The organism is Herbiconiux solani NBRC 106740, from assembly GCF_001571005.1.
Taxonomy (GTDB): domain Bacteria; phylum Actinomycetota; class Actinomycetes; order Actinomycetales; family Microbacteriaceae; genus Herbiconiux; species Herbiconiux solani.
On sequence record NZ_BCST01000001.1, the window covers coordinates 273877 to 290455 of the forward strand.

The window sequence follows — 16579 nt, forward strand, 5'->3', positions numbered from 1 at the left end:
CTCATGTTCGAACACATGTTCGAATAAGTCAACCGGGCGGAACGCTCCGTGGGCGATGTCGGAGCCGTGCTCTAGGGTCGAAGAATGAGCGTAATCCCACCCGCTGACAGCCCTCGTCCGCAGACCCCGATCGACCTCGTCGCCGAGCGCTGGGTCGACACCCTGGTCGAGCTCGAGCCGGTGATCGGCACCTACATCGGCCGCACCGAGGTGGGCGGCCGTTTCGGCGATCTCTCGCCCGAGGGGCACGAGCGCTACACCGCCGCGGTCTCCGGCGTGCTGGTCGAGCTGGCCGCCACCGAGCCGCGCGACGAGGTCGACGAGGTCACCAGAACCGACCTCACGAACGAGCTCGGCCTCACCCTCGCGAGCGCCGAGGCCCGGCTGCACCTGCGCGACCTGAACGTGATCGACTCGCCCAGCCAGCACATCCGCGAGGTCTTCGACCTCATGCCCACCGCGACCGTCGACGACTGGGAGACCGTCGCCACGCGACTCGGTGCGGTGCAGGAGGCCCTCGACGGCTACATCCTCACCCTGCGCGAGGGCATCCGCGAGGGTGTCACCCCGGCCCGCCGCCAGGTCGCCGAGGTGCTCGAGCAGGCGCGCAAGAACGCCGGGCCCGAGAGCTTCTTCGCCGAGTTCGCCGCCGGGGCCCAGACCACCGGCGACGGCGGCGAGACCGGTGAGCTGCCCTCCACCCTCCGGCGCGAGCTCGAGCGCGGCGCCGGCGAGGCCGCCGAGGCCTACTCGCGCTTCGCCCGCTTCCTGGCCGACGAGCTGGCTCCCGCCGCGACGGAGGAGGATGCGGTTGGCCGCGAGATCTACGCCCTCCAGTCGCGCCGCTTCCTCGGCGCCACGATCGACCTCGACGAGACCTACGAGTGGGGCATCGACGAGCTGAGCCGCATGGTGCGCGAGCAGGAGACGATCGCCGAGGAGATCCTGCCCGGCGCCACGGTCGAGGAGGCCATCGCCTTCCTCGACGGCGACCCGAAGCGCAAGCTGCACGGCACCGACGCCCTGAAGGCGTGGATGCAGGAGACCAGCGACCGGGCGATCGCCGAGCTCGGCGCCACCCACTTCGACATCCCGGAGGAGATCCGCGCGCTCGAGTGCATGATCGCCCCCACCCACGAGGGCGGCATCTACTACACCGGCCCCACCGACGACTTCTCGCGCCCTGGCCGCATGTGGTGGTCGGTGCCCGACGGGGTGACCGAGTTCGACACCTGGCGCGAGCTCACGACCGTCTACCACGAGGGCGTCCCCGGCCACCATCTGCAGATCGGTCAGGCCGTCTACAACCGCGGCACCCTCAACACCTGGCGTCGTCAGCTCGCCGGCACGAGCGGTCACGCCGAGGGCTGGGCGCTCTACGCCGAGCGTCTGATGGAGGAGCTGGGCTACCTCGACGACCCGGCCGACCGCCTCGGCATGCTCGACGGGCAGCGGATGCGCGCGGCCCGCGTCGTGCTCGACATCGGCGTGCACCTCAAGAAGCCCCGCCTCGACGGCCAGGGGGTGTGGGATGCGGAGTACGCGCTCGAATTCATGCGCCGCAACGTGAACATGGATGACGCGTTCATCCGATTCGAGGTCAACCGCTACCTCGGCTGGCCGGGCCAGGCACCCTCGTACAAGGTCGGCCAGCGCATCTGGGAGGAGATCCGCGACACCCTCCGCGACCGCGAGCAGCAGGCCTTCTCGTCGAAGGAGTTCCACCGCCGCGCGCTCGACCTCGGCGGCGTAGGGCTCGACACCCTCCGCGCGGTGATGCTCGCGTGAAGCAGCCCGCGCGTTCTCCCTACGAACTCACCGCCGGGTCGGCGCTGGACGACCTGCATCCGGTACTGCGGCGCTACCTCGGCGCGATCCCGGCCGGCCACCGCGGCTACGGCTCGGGCGTCTTCGAGGCCGCGGGCACGCCCCGGCGCTGGCTTCGGCCTCTGGTCGCGCTCGTCTCGTCGTGGACGGGGTTGTTCCCGGTCTGGGAGACGAACGTCCCCTTCACCGTCGTGAACGCCCCGATGACCGACCGCGAGGGCCGCACGGCCGTGGTCGCGGTGCGCCGCTTCCACTTCTCTCGCGGGGTGCAGACGATGGTCGACGCCATCACCGCCGAGAACCCGGGCCGCGACGGGCTCACCGACCACCTGGGGCTCGACCGCCGCTTCCGCATCCGGTTGCGGAGCACCGTGCTCCGCGGCGAGCTGCACCTCGACTCGACCGCGGTCGAGGTGCGGATCGGGCGTCAGCACTTCCGGCTGCCCGGCGCTCTGGCACCGCGCCTCGCGCTGGTCGAGCGGTACGACGACGCCGCGCGCGGCGGAGAGGGCGCCCAGCGGGTGACCGTCACGGTCGTGGCGCCCGTCGTCGGCCTGCTCTACCAGTACACCGGCGCCTTCACCTACGAGGTGCGGCCGGAGGTCGTGGATGCGGCTGATGCGGCACCCGAGGGCGTGGAGCCGCGAGACGCGTCGACCACGAGGCCGGCCGAGTGAGCGGGCCGACGGGGGAGCGCATCGTCCTCGCCGGCGCCAGCGGTTTCATCGGCTCGCGGATCGCCGAGGCCTTCCGCTCCAACGGCGCGCAGGTCTCGCTGATCGGCCGTTCCGGCCCTGATGCACGCTGGGGCGACACCGACGCGATCACCCGGCTGATCGACGGCGCCGACCTCCTGGTGAACCTCGCCGGCAAGAGCGTGAACTGCCGATACACCCCCGAGAACCGCGCCGAGATCTTCCGCTCGCGGGTCGACACCACGCGCGAACTGCACGCCGCCGTCCGCCGGGCCGAGAGCCCGCCGCCGCTCTGGCTCAACTCCTCCACGGCCACGATCTACCGGCACGCCGACGACCGGCCGATGACGGAGGCTGCCGGCGAGCTCGGCGAGGGTTTCTCGGTCGAGGTGGCGACGGCGTGGGAAGAGGAATTCTTCCGCGGCTACCTCCCGGGCACCCGCCGGGCGGCACTCCGAATGGCGATCGTGCTGGGCGACGGCAGTGCTCTCGCGCCGATCCGGGCTCTCGCCCGCGCGGGCCTGGGCGGTCCGCAGTTCGACGGGCACTGGCCTGCGACCCGTGCCCGGCTCGCCGCGGGCACCTACCACCGCTACCGCGCCGGCTCCCGGGGAGGGCGGCAGCGCTTCAGCTGGGTGCACCTCGACGACGTGGTCGGCGTCATCCGCTTCCTCCGCGAGCATCCCGAGCTCGACGGCCCGATCAACGTCTCGGCACCCCACCCCACCGACAACCGCACCTTCATGGCCTCGGTGCGCCGGGCCGTCGGGGCGCGCGTCGGGCTGCCCACCTGGCGCTGGATGCTCGAGGTCGGCTCGGCCGCGATCCGCACCGAGACCGAGCTGGTACTGAAGAGCCGCTGGGTGCTGCCCGAACGCCTCGAGGCCGCCGGCTACGCCTTCCGCTTCCGCGACCACGAGGCCGCCCTCGCCGACATCGTCCGCCGCTGACCCGGATGCCTCCGGCCCGCCCGGGGAATGCTGAAAGCGGTCTCGATGTTGAGGGAAACAGCGCTGAAAGCACGGCTTGCCGTCTGCCCAGCGCGCTAGCTAGACTAGAGCGTCACTCTTGTGACTTCCATCCGCCTGCCAGTCGCGGAAAACACATGAATGCACCACCCGCGGCCGGCCCGAACTATGTCCACAACGGAGCAACCACTACATGACAATCGCAACGACCGAAAAGGCAACCAAGCAGGTCGCCATCAATGACATCGGATCTGCTGAAGACTTCCTCGCCGCGGTCGAAAAGACTCTGAAATTCTTCAACGACGGAGACCTCATCGAGGGCATCGTCGTGAAGATCGACCGCGACGAGGTCCTCCTCGACGTCGGTTACAAGACGGAGGGCGTCATCCCTTCGCGTGAACTTTCCATCAAGCACGATGTCGACCCGACCGAGGTCGTCCAGGTCGGCGACAGCGTCGAGGCCCTCGTCCTCCAGAAGGAAGACAAAGAAGGCCGCCTCATCCTGTCGAAGAAGCGCGCTCAGTACGAGCGTGCGTGGGGCGACGTCGAGAAGATCAAGGACGCTGACGGCGTCGTGACCGGTTCGGTCATCGAGGTCGTCAAGGGCGGCCTGATCGTCGACATCGGACTCCGTGGCTTCCTCCCGGCTTCGCTGATCGAGCTCCGCCGTGTCCGCGACCTGACCCCGTACCTGGGCCAGGAGATCGAGGCCAAGATCCTCGAGCTCGACAAGAACCGCAACAACGTGGTCCTGTCGCGTCGCGCGCTGCTGGAGCAGACCCAGTCCGAGAGCCGCACCACCTTCCTCAACAACCTCCAGAAGGGGCAGGTCCGCAAGGGCGTCGTCTCGTCGATCGTCAACTTCGGTGCGTTCGTCGACCTGGGCGGCGTCGACGGTCTGGTCCACGTCTCCGAGCTCTCCTGGAAGCACATCGAGCACGCCTCCGAGGTCGTCGAGGTGGGCCAGGAGGTCACCGTCGAGATCCTCGAGGTCGACCTCGACCGCGAGCGCGTGTCGCTCTCGCTCAAGGCCACCCAGGAAGACCCGTGGCAGGTGTTCGCCCGTACCCACGCCATCGGCCAGGTCGCGCCCGGAAAGGTCACCAAGCTGGTGCCGTTCGGTGCGTTCGTCCGCGTCGCCGAGGGCATCGAGGGTCTGGTGCACATCTCCGAGCTCTCCGGCAAGCACGTCGAGCTCGCCGAGCAGGTCGTGTCGGTCGGCGACGAGGTCTTCGTCAAGGTCATCGACATCGACCTCGAGCGTCGCCGCATCAGCCTCTCGCTGAAGCAGGCGAACGAGGGCGTCGACCCCGAGGGCACCGAGTTCGACCCGGCGCTCTACGGCATGCTCACCGAGTACGACGACCAGGGCAACTACAAGTTCCCCGAGGGCTTCGACCCGGAGACGAACGAGTGGAAGGAAGGCTTCGACACGCAGCGCGAGGCATGGGAGCAGCAGTACGCTGAGGCCCAGGCTCGCTGGGAGGCCCACAAGAAGCAGGTCGCCACGTCGGCCGAGGTTGCCGCCGCCAGCGACATCCCTGCCGGTTCGTCCTCGTTCTCGAGCGAGTCGGCCGGCGCGGGTACCCTCGCCGACGACGAGACCCTCGCCGCACTGCGCGAGAAGCTCAGCTCGAACAACTAGTCCGTTCTGCAGCACAGCACCACAGGAAGGCCGTCCCCTCGGGGGCGGCCTTCCGCTGTTCCCGGGGGAGGAACAACGGGGAGACGCTCCGCCGGCAGCTCGTCGCGGCGCGCGGCCACTGGCGCCGTCCCCGCCCCGGCTAGCATGGGCACGTGTTCGTCATCGCAGTCACCGGCGGAATCGGCGCCGGCAAGTCCACGGTCGCCCGACGCCTCCGCGAGCTCGGAGCCGTCGTGGCCGACGCCGACCAGCTCGCCCGTGAGGCCGTCGAACCCGGCACGCCGGGCCTCGCCGCGATCGCCGAGCGCTTCGGCCCCTCGGTCATCGCCGCCGACGGCAGCCTCGACCGCCCCGCCCTCGGGGCCGTCGTCTTCGCCGACGAAGCTGCCCGGCGCGATCTGAACGCGATCACGCATCCGGCCGTCCACGACCTGACGGTGCAGCGCATCCGCGAGGCCGGCGAGGCGGATGCGCACGCCGTGTTCGTCTACGACGTCCCGCTGCTCGTCGAGTCGGGCGGGCGCCGAGGCGGCCTGTTCGAGTACGTGATCGTGGTCGAGGCGCCCGAAGAACAGCGGCTCGAGCGTCTGATGACCCTGCGCGGCATGTCCCGCGAGGAGGCCGAACGGCGGATCGCCTCCCAGGCGACGGACGAGGAGCGCCGCGCCCTGGCCGACGTCGTCATCGACGCGAGCGGCACGGTCGAGGAGACCATCCGGCAGACCGACGCGGTCTGGCCGACGCTGGTCGAGCAGGCGATCGCATCCCGATGACCGCCATCGACCTCAACGCCGACCTCGGCGAGTCCTACGGCGCCTGGACGCTCGGCGACGACCGCGCCCTGCTCGAGGTGGTGTCGAGCGCGAACGTGGCGTGCGGGTTCCACGCCGGCGACCCCAGCATCCTGCTCGAGACCGCGCGGCAGGCGACGGCGCACCGCGTGGCGATCGGCGCCCAGGTCTCCTACCCCGATCTGCGCGGCTTCGGCCGGCGCGATCTCGACCTTCCCGCCGACGACCTGATGGCCGACGTGGTCTACCAGCTCGGCGCTCTGCAGGGCATCGCGACCGCGGCGGGTACCCGGGTCGGCTACGTGAAGCCGCACGGCGCGCTCTACAACCGGATCGTGCACGACGAGCACCAGGCGGCCGCGGTCGTCGCCGCGGTCGTCGCCGTGGATCCGGCGCTCGCGCTCGTGGGGCTGCCCGACTCCGAGGTGGGGCGGATCGCCGAGGCGGAGGGGCTGCGCTTCGTGCCCGAGGCCTTCGCCGACCGCGCCTACCGCCCCGACGGCACCCTGGTGTCGCGCCGCGAACCAGGCGCCGTGCTCCACGACCCCGCCGAGATCGCCGAGCGGATGCGCCGCCTGGCGACCGAGGGCGTCGTCACCGCGATCGACGGCAGCGAGCTGGCCCTCTCGGCCGAGACGATCTGCGTGCACGGCGACACCCCGGGCGCGGTCGGCATCGCGCGAGCGGTGCGGGCGACGCTCGAGGCGGCAGGACTCACGATCACCCCGTTCTCGGGTCGTTGAGCCTGGGCCCGGGAGCGACGCGGTGGGGGCCGAGTGGGGATCGCCGACGTCGGGCACGGTGCCGGCGGCCGACCTTGAGCTCCGCCTGCTGCCGATGGGGGAGTCGGCACTGCTGATCGAGCTGACGGATGCGCGCCGGGTCGTTCCGCTGTACGCGCGGCTCCGAGCGGCCGCGCCCGCGTGGGTGATGGAGCTCGTGCCCGCCGCGAAGACGATCCTGGTGGTGTTCGACGCCAGGCGGGTGGGCCGCGCGGCGGTGGGGCACTGGGTCGTCGACCAAGCCGCTCGGGATGCGCCGGCTGCGCCGATCGCGGACGCGGATCCGGTGACGGTCGAGCTGGCGCTGCGATACAACGGGCCCGACCTCGACGAGGTGGCCTCGTCGACCGGGCTCGGCGTCGAGGAGGTCATCCGGGCGCACACCGCGGCCGTCTGGGTCTCGGCGTTCATCGGCTTCGCGCCCGGATTCGCCTACCTCGAGCCCGAGGACGTGCTCGGCGGAAGCGGGGCTCGGGACGTGCCTCGGCTCGACGTCCCTCGCCGTGCGGTACCCCGCACCGCCGTCCCGGCCGGATCGGTCGCCCTCGCTGCCGGGTACTGCGGCATCTACCCCCGGGAGTCGCCCGGCGGCTGGCAGCTCATCGGGAGCACGGAGGCGGTGCTCTGGGATCCGTCCCGCGCGCATCCGGCCCTCCTCGCCCCCGGCACCCGCGTGAGGTTCGTCCGTGACGAATGAGTCCGTGATGAGTGGGCAGGAGAGGCGGGATGCCCCGGCACTCCCGATCTCCCCGGCACTCTGGATCGAGGCGACCGGGCCGCTCGCCCTGCTGCAGGATGCCGGCCGCCCCGGCTCGGCGCAGCTCGGCGTGCCCGCATCCGGAGCCGCCGACCGAAGCGCTTACGCAGCAGCCAACCGCCTGGTGGGCAACCGTGCGGGCGCCGCCTGCATCGAGACGGTCTTCGGCGGCCTGGTCGTCCGGGCCCTCCGCGCGGTGTTCGTCGCGGTGGCCGGGCCGCCCGCCGAACTCGTCGTGACCGGGGCCGACGGGAGGACGCGGGTCGTGCATCCGGTGGGCTACTCGTTCCTGCTCGACGCCGGCGAGACCGTGACCGTCGGCGTGCCCGAGCGGGGGCTCCGGCACTACCTCGCCATGCGCGGAGGGATCGAGGCCGAGCGCGTGCTGGGCTCGCGAGCGAGCGACGTGCTGAGCGGTCTGGGTCCGGTGCCACTCGAGGCGGGCGCGGTGCTCGCGACCGCGGGGGAGCAGGAGGGGTGGCCGGCGGCCGATCACCTCGTGCCGGCACCGGTCAGGTCCGAGGCGGACGGACCAATCGTGCTGGATGTCAGTGCGGGACCGCGGGCCGACTGGTTCGGCGAACCGGGGTTGCGTTCCCTGCGCGACACGATCTGGACCGTGAGCCCCGAGTCCAACCGCGTCGGCGTCAGGCTGACGGGAGAGCACCCGATCGTCCGGCTGCCCGGACGCCGCGACGACGAGCTCCCCTCGGAGGGGATGGTGGCGGGTGCCGTCCAGGTGCCGCCGAGCGGGTTTCCGGTGCTGTTCCTCCGCGACCATCCGGTGACCGGGGGCTACCCCGTGATCGCGGTGCTCACCGAGGCGTCGGTCGACGCGCTCGCCCAGCTGCGGCCGGGGGAGCCGGTCAGGATGCGCATCCGGCTCTAGCCGAAGAGCATCGCCGCTTCCTCGTAGCGGTGCTGCGGCACGGTCTTGAGCTTGCCGAGCGCGTCGCCGAAGTTGACCGTGACGATGTCGGTGCCGCGGAGCGCGACCATCTCGCCCCAGGCGTTCTCCTCGACGATGTCCGAGGCCGCCATCCCGAGCCGGGTCGCGAGCACGCGGTCGTAGGCCGTCGGCACGCCGCCGCGCTGGATGTGGCCGAGCGTGGTGGCGCGGGTCTCGATGCCCGTGAGCTCCTCGATCATCGGGGCGAGCCGCTCACCGATGCCGCCGAGGCGGGGGCGGCCGAAGGCGTCGAGTCCGCGCTCGGAGTGGGCGTCGTCGGCGTGGTCGGGCGTGAAGCCCTCGGCCACGACCACCAGCGGTGCGCGACCGCGACCGGCGGCGCTCCGCACCCACTCGGCGACCTGCTCCATGCTGGTCTTCTGCTCCGGGATGAGGATGGCGTGCGCCCCCGCGGCCATGCCGGAGTGCAGCGCGATCCAGCCCACGTGGCGGCCCATCACCTCGGCGACCATGCAGCGGCTGTGCGAGTCGCCCGTGGTGCGGAGCCGGTCCATCGCCTCGGTCGCGATCTCGACGGCGGTGTCGAAGCCGAAGGTGTAGTCGGTGGCGTCGAGGTCGTTGTCGACGGTCTTGGGCACGCCCACGATCTTGAGCCCGGCATCCGTCAGCCGCTTCGCCGCGGCCAGGGTGCCTTCGCCGCCGATCGCCATGATGGCGTCGATGCCGAGGTCGTCGAGGGTCTGCTGGATGCGCTCGGGGCCGCCGTTGCCCTCGAAGGGGTTCGTGCGGGAGGTGCCGAGGATGGTGCCGCCCTGCTTGGCGATGCCGCGCACGTCGCTGCGCTCGAGGGGGCGGATGTCGCCGGCGACGACACCGCGCCAGCCGTCCTTGAAACCGACGAACTCCTGGCCGTGGATCTCCGTGCCCTTCAGCACGGCGCCGCGGATGACGGCGTTCAGGCCGGGGCAGTCGCCGCCGGAGGTGAGGATTCCGATTCTCATGATGCCTGCCTCGATGTGGTGGTGGTGAGGTGAGGGACGCTCGGCATGACGCTCTGAGCGAGCACCGGCCCGGGTGTCGGTGGCTCTCCCTAAACTTATTGCATGGAACCCACCCGCTCTGTCCACCCCTTCGAGGTCGTCAGCGAATACACCCCGAGTGGCGACCAGCCCGCCGCGATCGCCGAGCTGGCGGGCCGCATCAACGCCGGTGAGACGGATGTCGTGCTGCTCGGTGCGACCGGTACGGGTAAGTCGGCCACCACGGCGTGGCTGATCGAGCAGGTGCAGCGTCCCACCCTGGTCCTCGCGCACAACAAGACCCTGGCCGCCCAGCTGGCGAACGAGTTCCGCGAGCTGATGCCCAACAACGCGGTCGAGTACTTCGTCTCGTACTACGACTACTACCAGCCCGAGGCCTACGTGCCGCAGACCGACACCTTCATCGAGAAGGACTCGTCGGTCAACGCCGAGGTCGAGCGTCTCCGGCACTCCACCACGAACTCGCTGCTCAGCCGGCGCGACGTCGTCGTGGTCTCCACCGTCTCCTGCATCTACGGCCTGGGTACGCCCGAGCAGTACCTCAACGCGATGATGGCGCTGCAGGTCGGTCAGCACATCGACCGCGACTGGCTGATCCGGCGCTTCGTGTCGATGCAGTACCAACGCAACGACGTCGACTTCTCGCGCGGCAACTTCCGGGTGCGCGGCGACACCATCGAGATCATCCCGATGTACGAAGAGCTGGCCATCCGCATCGAGATGTTCGGCGACGAGATCGAGGGGCTCTACAGCCTGCATCCGCTCACCGGCGACATCGTGAAGAAGCTCGACAGCGTCTCGGTGTTCCCCGGTTCGCACTACGTGGCCGACACGAACGTGATGCACCGCGCGATCGAGACCATCCAGACCGAGCTGCACGACCGGCTGACCGAGCTCGAGCGCGAGGGCAAGCTCCTCGAGGCCCAGCGGTTGCGGATGCGGACGACCTTCGACCTCGAGATGATGCAGCAGATCGGCTTCTGCTCGGGTATCGAGAACTACTCGCGACACATCGACGCCCGTGCGCCCGGCGAGGCACCGCACTGCCTGCTCGACTACTTCCCGGACGACTTCCTCGTCGTGATCGACGAGTCGCACGTCACCGTTCCGCAGATCGGCGCGATGTACGAGGGCGACTCGTCTCGCAAGCGCACGCTCGTCGACCACGGGTTCCGGCTGCCGAGCGCGCTCGACAACCGGCCGTTGAAGTGGAACGAGTTCAAGGAGCGGGTCGGCCAGACGGTCTACCTCTCGGCGACCCCCGGTCGCTACGAGATGGGCATCGCCGACGGCGTGGTCGAGCAGATCATCCGCCCGACCGGCCTGATCGACCCGGCGCTGATCGTGAAGCCCTCGAAGGGCCAGATCGACGACCTGCTGGAAGAGATCCGCATCCGCGCCGACCGTGACGAGCGCGTGCTCGTCACGACCCTGACCAAGAAGATGGCCGAAGAGCTCACCGACTTCCTCACGGAGGCCGGGGTGCGGGTGCGCTACCTGCACTCGGATGTCGACACGCTGCGACGGGTCGAGCTCCTGACCGAGCTGCGCGCCGGCGTCTACGACGTGCTGGTCGGCATCAACCTGCTGCGAGAAGGCCTCGACCTGCCGGAGGTCTCGCTGGTGGCGATCCTCGACGCCGACAAGGAGGGCTTCCTCCGGTCGTCGACCTCGCTCATCCAGACCATCGGCCGTGCCGCTAGAAATGTCTCGGGCGAGGTGCACATGTACGCCGACAAGATGACCGACTCGATGCGTCTGGCGATCGACGAGACCGACCGGCGCCGCGAGAAGCAGGTGGCGTACAACACGCTTCACGGCATCGACCCGCAGCCGCTCCGCAAGAAGATCGCCGACATCACCGAGGCCCTGGCCCGGGAGGGTGCCGACACGGCCGACCTGCTGCGCGAGCGCTCCGGCCGGGGCAAGAAGAGCCCGACCCCGAACCTCCGCCGCGAGGGCATCGCCGCTCAGGGCGCGAACGACCTCGAGTCGATCATCGCCGACTTGAACGGGCAGATGCTGGAGGCCGCCGCCGAGCTCAAGTTCGAGCTGGCCGGGCGCCTGCGCGACGAGGTCTCCGAGCTCAAGCGCGAACTCCGCCAGATGGAGAAGGCCGGCCACATCAGCTAGGCCCAGGCGTTGCCGAGCAGCGGTGCCATCAGGAAGCCGAACGCGACCAGGTCGAACAGGGCGAGCGCCCCGCCGATCACCGCTACAGGCACCGGCCGGCCCGTCCGGTCTACGCGGGTCGCGGCGATGACGCCGGAGACCGCCGCGAGGGTGCCGAGGAGCGCGCCTGCCGGCGCGAACAGCGGGGCGAGCCAGAGGGAGACGACGAGGGGCCATTCGAGCGGAGAGAACATCCATCCGACGCCCCCACCGACGCCGGAGGTCGTCGCGACGACCGCCACGACGACGACGATGCTCAAACCGGTCGTCGCCGCTGCCGACCCGACAGACACGATCAGGAGGACAGGCGGGCGGACGGGCATACTGAGATTCTGTCACATATGCCCATGAGTCTCGCCAGGCGGCCGTGCAGGTCTCGGTGGGATGCCGGTGGGGATGCCGCCCAGAGCGTAATCGGGGGGCAGTGTCGGTGGGTCGACATAGACTTTCGAGGTGTCGATTTCGAGCGTAGATTCCTTTGATTCCCTGGCCCCCAGCGTGCACGATCCGCTGAGCGCACTGCGTCATGGCAGCAGCGGGAAGCTGAGCGTCCACGGTGCCCGGGTGCACAACCTGCGCGACGTCGACATCGAGATCCCGCGCGACTCGATGGTCGTGTTCACGGGCCTCTCCGGGTCGGGCAAGTCGAGCCTCGCGTTCGACACGATCTTCGCCGAGGGCCAGCGTCGCTACGTCGAGAGCCTGTCCGCGTACGCGCGCCAGTTCCTCGGCCAGGTCGACCGCCCCGACGTCGACTTCATCGAGGGCCTGAGCCCGGCGGTGTCGATCGACCAGAAGTCGACGAACCGCAACCCGCGCTCGACGGTCGGCACGATCACCGAGATCTACGACTACATGCGCCTGCTCTGGGCGCGCATCGGCATCGCGCACTGTCCCATCTGCGGTGAGCGCATCTCGGCGCAGACCGTGCAGCAGATCGCCGACCAGCTCATGGAGCTCGAGCCCCGCATCCGCTACCAGATCCTCAGCCCGGTCGTCTCGCAGAAGAAGGGCGAGTTCGTCGACCTCTTCAAAGAGCTGTCGGCCAGCGGCTACTCGCGCGCGATCGTCGACGGCGAGATGATCCAGCTCACCGAGCCGCCGAAGCTCAAGAAGCAGTTCAAGCACGACATCTCGGTCGTGGTCGACCGTCTGGTCGCCGGGCCCGAGATCCTCGGCCGGCTCACCGACTCGCTCGAGACGGCGCTCCGGCTCACCGACGGTCTGGTGCAGATCAACTACGTCGACGAGAACGGGCCGGATGCGTGGCAGACCTTCTCCGAGAAGCTCAGCTGCCCGAACCAACACCCGATCCAGCTGACCGAGATCGAGCCGCGCACCTTCTCGTTCAACGCACCGTTCGGCGCCTGCCCCGAGTGCTCCGGCCTCGGCACCCGCATGTCGGTCGACCAGGATCTGCTGCTCGGCGACGAGGACCTCAGCATCAACGACGGCGTCATCATCCCCTGGACCACGCAGGGCAAGGGCCTCTTCCAGTACTACGAGAAGCTGCTCGACGGCCTCGCCCGCGACCTCTCCTTCTCGCTCGACACGCCGTGGAAGAAGTTGAAGCCCGATGTGCAGGAGGCGATCCTGCGCGGCAACAACTTCGAGGTGAAGGTGAAGTGGAAGAACCGGTACGGCCGTGAGATGAGCTACACCTCCGGCTTCGAGGGTGTGATGCCCTACATCGAGCGCCAGTTCCTCCAGGCCGAGTCCGACTCCCAGCGTCAGCGCTGGGGCGAGTACCTCCGGGAGGTTCCCTGCCCGGTCTGCGACGGAAAGCGGCTGAAGCCCGAGGTCCTCGCGGTGACGGTCAACGAGCTGAGCATCGCCGACGTCGCCGAACTCAGTCTGAGCGACGCCCAGCAGTTCATGGGCACCCTGACCCTCACCGACCGGGAGGCGATGATCGCGGCGCAGGTGCTCCGCGAGATCCGCGCGCGGCTCGACTTCCTGATCGAGGTCGGTCTCAGCTATCTCGACCTGGCCCGCGCCGCGGGATCGCTCTCCGGCGGGGAAGCGCAGCGCATCCGTCTCGCCACCCAGATCGGCTCGGGCCTCACGGGCGTGCTGTACGTGCTCGACGAGCCCTCGATCGGGCTGCACCAGCGCGACAACCGCCGGCTGATCGACACCCTCGTCAAGCTCAAGAGCCTCGGCAACACGCTGATCGTGGTCGAACACGACGAAGACACCATCCGCACCGCCGACTGGATCGTCGACATCGGGCCGGGCGCCGGCGTGAACGGCGGTCGCGTGGTGCACTCGGGCGGGTACGAGGAGCTGCTGGCCAACACCGAGTCGCTCACGGGTGACTACCTGTCGGGCCGCAAGTCGATCGAGATCCCGAAGAAGCGCCGGCCGATCGACCGCAAGCGCATGATCACGGTGGTCGGTGCCGAGGCGAACAACCTCCAGAACGTCACCGCCGACTTCCCGCTGGGCACGCTCACCGCGGTGACCGGGGTCAGCGGGTCGGGCAAGTCCTCGCTCGTCAACGACATCCTCTACCGGGTGCTCGCCAATCAGCTCAACGGTGCCCGGAAGCTGCCGGGCAAGCACAAGCGGGTCACCGGGCTCGAGAACCTCGACAAGGTCGTGCACGTCGACCAGAACCCGATCGGGCGCACGCCGCGCTCGAACCCGGCGACCTACACGGGCGTCTTCGACCGCATCCGCACGCTCTTCTCCGAGACCGCGGAGGCCAAGGCGCGCGGCTACCTGCCCGGCCGGTTCAGCTTCAACGTCAAGGGCGGCCGCTGCGAGGCCTGCTCGGGTGACGGCACGATCAAGATCGAGATGAACTTCCTGCCCGACGTGTACGTGGCCTGCGAGGTCTGCGGGGGAGCGCGGTACAACCGCGAAACCCTCAGCGTGCACTACAAGGGCAAGAACATCGCCGAGGTGCTCGACATGCCGATCTCCGAGGCGGCCGACTTCTTCGAGCCGATCTCGGCGATCCACCGCTTCCTGAAGACCCTCGTCGAGGTCGGCCTCGGCTACGTGCGACTCGGGCAGAGCGCCACGACGCTCTCCGGCGGCGAGGCGCAGCGCGTCAAGCTCGCCACCGAGCTGCAGCGCCGGTCGAACGGGCGAAGCGTGTACGTGCTCGACGAGCCGACCACCGGTCTGCACTTCGAAGACGTGCGCAAACTGCTCCTCGTGCTCAACGGCCTGGTCGACAAGGGCAACACGGTCATCGTGATCGAGCACAACCTCGACGTGATCAAGTCGGCCGACTGGCTGATCGATCTCGGTCCCGAGGGCGGCTCCGGCGGCGGCATGATCGTCGCGACCGGAACACCGGAGAAGCTCGCGACGGTCGAGGCCAGCCACACGGGCCACTTCCTGCGCGAGATCCTGCCGGCGCCGAAGTCGAAGCGGTAGCCACGAGCCTGCGGTCACCGCGGCGGGGGCGCCGCTGACACTGCCGCTGCCACGAACGACGAGGTGCCCCACGGTCTTCACCGCGGGGCACCTCGTTCGTTCAGGCCGAAACCCGCTACAGGATGCGGAGCGGGGCGAGCAGGCGGTCGGCCTCGGCCGCGTCCACGCCCGCCGAGGCGGCGATGCAGCGCGGCAACACGGTCTCGGTGGCCTCACCGACGCTTTCGAGTGCGACCACCACCCGGCGGGGGTTCGTGTCGCCGTAGCGGTACTCGATCTCGTCGCCGTCTGCGACGAGGAACTCGCCGATCTCGACCTCGTTCTCGTCGACGATCTCGGCTTCCTGGCCGTCGGCGTCCGATCCGAGCAACCCGACCGGCGCGTACACTGTCTCGGGCTCGTCCACCGACACGAACGAATGCTCCTCGGTGTTCGCCCAGTCGAAGCTCAACTGGATGGCGAGGTGGAGGGCCCCCAGGTCGGAATCGGCCGCGACCTGCAGTCGGCGCCACTCCTCGGGAGCGGCATCCGCGACGGTCGCGAGAACCTCGAGCACGGTCCCCTCGGGATGCGGGTTCTCACCCTCGTCGTCGAGCAGGCCGAACTCGTCGGCCACCGCCACGATCGCGTCAGCCAGGGCGGCCCGGATGCCGGCCGGTGCCTCGAGGCGGCCGCCCCCGGCTCCGGCGACGGGCGCGATCAGGCCGAGCCGCTCGAGCTCGGAGAGCAGGTCGTCCGTCAGCGGACCCGCCGCGGCCGCCTGCTCCGGCGTCACCCCGGCAGCCGTGTCGAGCATCCCGAGGATCTGGGCGGTCGTCGCACCCGGCAGCAGCCCCGGCGAGACCGCGACGCAGAGTAGTCCGAGCACGCGCTCGAGCGCCAGGGCGCCGGGCACGGATGCGGGGTCGCCGGTCTCGAACACGGCGAGAACCCGCTCGGTCAGGGCGGAAGCGGGGTCTGTGGAGGATGCTGCTCCCGGAAGCGCCGCCAGCGCAGCCCGCTCCTGCCCCTCCGGCACGTCGGCCACGTCGTCGAGCGCGTCGATCAGGTACAGCAGCAGCCCCGTGCTCACGTCGTACGCGACCTCGAGATACTCGGAGCTCTCGTCGATCGCCGAATCGCTCGCGCGCCAGGTGCCGCTCTCGACCGCGAAGTCGAGGTAGTGCTCGAGCGTCTCGATCACCTCGGGCAGCCGCGGAGCGAGGTCGCCGGAGGACTCGACCTCGGCGAGCACCCCTTCGAGCACCGAGACGACGGGCTCGTGCAGCCGGCCTCTGCTGAGCACGAACAGCGCCGAGAGCAGTGCGGTCGCCTCGGCGGCCGACGGATGCTCGTGCCCGGCCCCCGCGGAATGACCGGCGTACCAGCGCTCGAACCGGATCAGCAGCGCCGTCGTCTTCGCCCCGCCGCCCGACGCAGCTCCGCCGCCCGAACCCGAACCGCCGCGCGAGCCCGAACCCCCGCCCGGGCGCGAACCGCCGCGCGAGCCAGAGCCCGAGCCCCCGCCCGAGCGCGAACCGCCCGCGCCGCCGCCCCTGTTGTCCTTCTTCGCGCTCATCGCCCATCCCATCCTGTCGTCGGTGTCCGCTCAGCGCGCACCCG

Annotated in this window: 13 protein-coding genes; 10 read left to right on the plus strand and 3 right to left on the minus strand. The window is 70.0% G+C overall.

From position 1 onward, the window contains the following. Nucleotides 1-84: 84 nt before the first annotated feature. The 8 genes from HSO01S_RS01300 (at nt 85) to HSO01S_RS01335 (ending at nt 8354) form a co-directional block, all read left to right on the plus strand. Nucleotides 85-1788, plus strand: a complete 1704-nt coding sequence (locus HSO01S_RS01300; RefSeq protein WP_066038768.1) for a DUF885 domain-containing protein — start codon at nt 85-87, stop codon at nt 1786-1788. Then, entirely contained in the window at nt 1785-2504 is a 720-nt protein-coding gene (locus HSO01S_RS01305; protein ID WP_066038769.1) for a DUF4166 domain-containing protein, read from the plus strand. The genes HSO01S_RS01300 and HSO01S_RS01305 overlap by 4 nt, the downstream gene beginning before the upstream one ends. Next, the gene (locus tag HSO01S_RS01310; protein WP_066038770.1) at nt 2501-3472 is read left to right on the plus strand and encodes an epimerase; all 972 of its coding nucleotides are present in this window, start codon (nt 2501-2503) and stop codon (nt 3470-3472) included. Before HSO01S_RS01305 ends, HSO01S_RS01310 begins: the two co-directional genes overlap by 4 nt. Before the next feature lie 211 nt (nt 3473-3683). Then, complete coding sequence (rpsA, locus tag HSO01S_RS01315; RefSeq protein ID WP_066038771.1) at nt 3684-5135, plus strand: 30S ribosomal protein S1; 1452 nt, start codon at nt 3684-3686, stop codon at nt 5133-5135. A 152-nt stretch (nt 5136-5287) separates the two neighbouring features. Further along, a complete protein-coding gene (gene coaE / locus HSO01S_RS01320) occupies nt 5288-5908 on the plus strand; it encodes a dephospho-CoA kinase (protein WP_066038772.1) in 621 nt (206 codons plus the stop codon). Continuing rightward, nucleotides 5905-6669: a LamB/YcsF family protein gene (locus HSO01S_RS01325; RefSeq protein WP_066038773.1), complete on the plus strand. Its 765-nt coding sequence runs from the start codon at nt 5905-5907 to the stop codon at nt 6667-6669. The genes coaE and HSO01S_RS01325 overlap by 4 nt, the downstream gene beginning before the upstream one ends. A gap of 22 nt (nt 6670-6691) precedes the next feature. Further along, complete coding sequence (locus HSO01S_RS01330; RefSeq protein WP_245635842.1) at nt 6692-7405, plus strand: 5-oxoprolinase subunit B family protein; 714 nt, start codon at nt 6692-6694, stop codon at nt 7403-7405. Then, nucleotides 7395-8354 carry a 5-oxoprolinase subunit C family protein gene (locus HSO01S_RS01335; RefSeq protein WP_245635843.1) on the plus strand — a complete coding sequence of 320 codons (960 nt, stop codon included), beginning with the start codon at nt 7395-7397 and terminating at the stop codon, nt 8352-8354. The genes HSO01S_RS01330 and HSO01S_RS01335 overlap by 11 nt, the downstream gene beginning before the upstream one ends. Here the strand turns inward: HSO01S_RS01335 and HSO01S_RS01340 are convergent. Continuing rightward, nucleotides 8351-9376, minus strand: a complete 1026-nt coding sequence (locus tag HSO01S_RS01340) for a 6-phosphofructokinase (RefSeq protein WP_066038775.1) — start codon at nt 9374-9376, stop codon at nt 8351-8353. The two genes, HSO01S_RS01335 and HSO01S_RS01340, sit on opposite strands and share 4 nt — an antisense overlap. 102 nt (nt 9377-9478) lie before the next feature. On the opposite strand from HSO01S_RS01340, the gene uvrB reads away from it, so the two are divergent. Then, nucleotides 9479-11548, plus strand: a complete 2070-nt coding sequence (uvrB, locus tag HSO01S_RS01345; RefSeq protein WP_066038776.1) for an excinuclease ABC subunit UvrB — start codon at nt 9479-9481, stop codon at nt 11546-11548. Here the strand turns inward: uvrB and HSO01S_RS01350 are convergent. Beyond that, on the minus strand, nt 11545-11910 hold the full coding sequence (locus HSO01S_RS01350; RefSeq protein ID WP_066038777.1) for a hypothetical protein: 366 nt from the start codon (nt 11908-11910) through the stop codon (nt 11545-11547). The two genes, uvrB and HSO01S_RS01350, sit on opposite strands and share 4 nt — an antisense overlap. A 175-nt stretch (nt 11911-12085) precedes the next feature. Between HSO01S_RS01350 and uvrA the strand changes: the two genes are divergently transcribed. After that, on the plus strand, nt 12086-14977 hold the full coding sequence (uvrA, locus tag HSO01S_RS01355) for an excinuclease ABC subunit UvrA (protein ID WP_373280201.1): 2892 nt from the start codon (nt 12086-12088) through the stop codon (nt 14975-14977). Nucleotides 14978-15092: 115 nt separating this feature from the next. Here uvrA and HSO01S_RS01360 read toward each other — a convergent pair whose 3' ends face one another. Further along, complete coding sequence (locus HSO01S_RS01360; RefSeq protein WP_066038778.1) at nt 15093-16535, minus strand: IS1096 element passenger TnpR family protein; 1443 nt, start codon at nt 16533-16535, stop codon at nt 15093-15095. Nucleotides 16536-16579: the final 44 nt, after the last annotated feature.

Bases quoted from the DNA above. Each gene is read 5' to 3' on its own strand.
- uvrB (WP_066038776.1), top strand. From the start codon at position 9,479: ATGGAACCCACCCGCTCTGTCCACCCCTTCGAGGTCGTCAGCGAATAC.
- HSO01S_RS01350 (WP_066038777.1), bottom strand. From the start codon at position 11,910: ATGCCCGTCCGCCCGCCTGTCCTCCTGATCGTGTCTGTCGGGTCGGCA.
- HSO01S_RS01325 (WP_066038773.1), top strand. From the start codon at position 5,905: ATGACCGCCATCGACCTCAACGCCGACCTCGGCGAGTCCTACGGCGCC.
- HSO01S_RS01340 (WP_066038775.1), bottom strand. From the start codon at position 9,376: ATGAGAATCGGAATCCTCACCTCCGGCGGCGACTGCCCCGGCCTGAAC.
- rpsA (WP_066038771.1), top strand. From the start codon at position 3,684: ATGACAATCGCAACGACCGAAAAGGCAACCAAGCAGGTCGCCATCAAT.
- HSO01S_RS01300 (WP_066038768.1), top strand. From the start codon at position 85: ATGAGCGTAATCCCACCCGCTGACAGCCCTCGTCCGCAGACCCCGATC.
- HSO01S_RS01360 (WP_066038778.1), bottom strand. From the start codon at position 16,535: ATGAGCGCGAAGAAGGACAACAGGGGCGGCGGCGCGGGCGGTTCGCGC.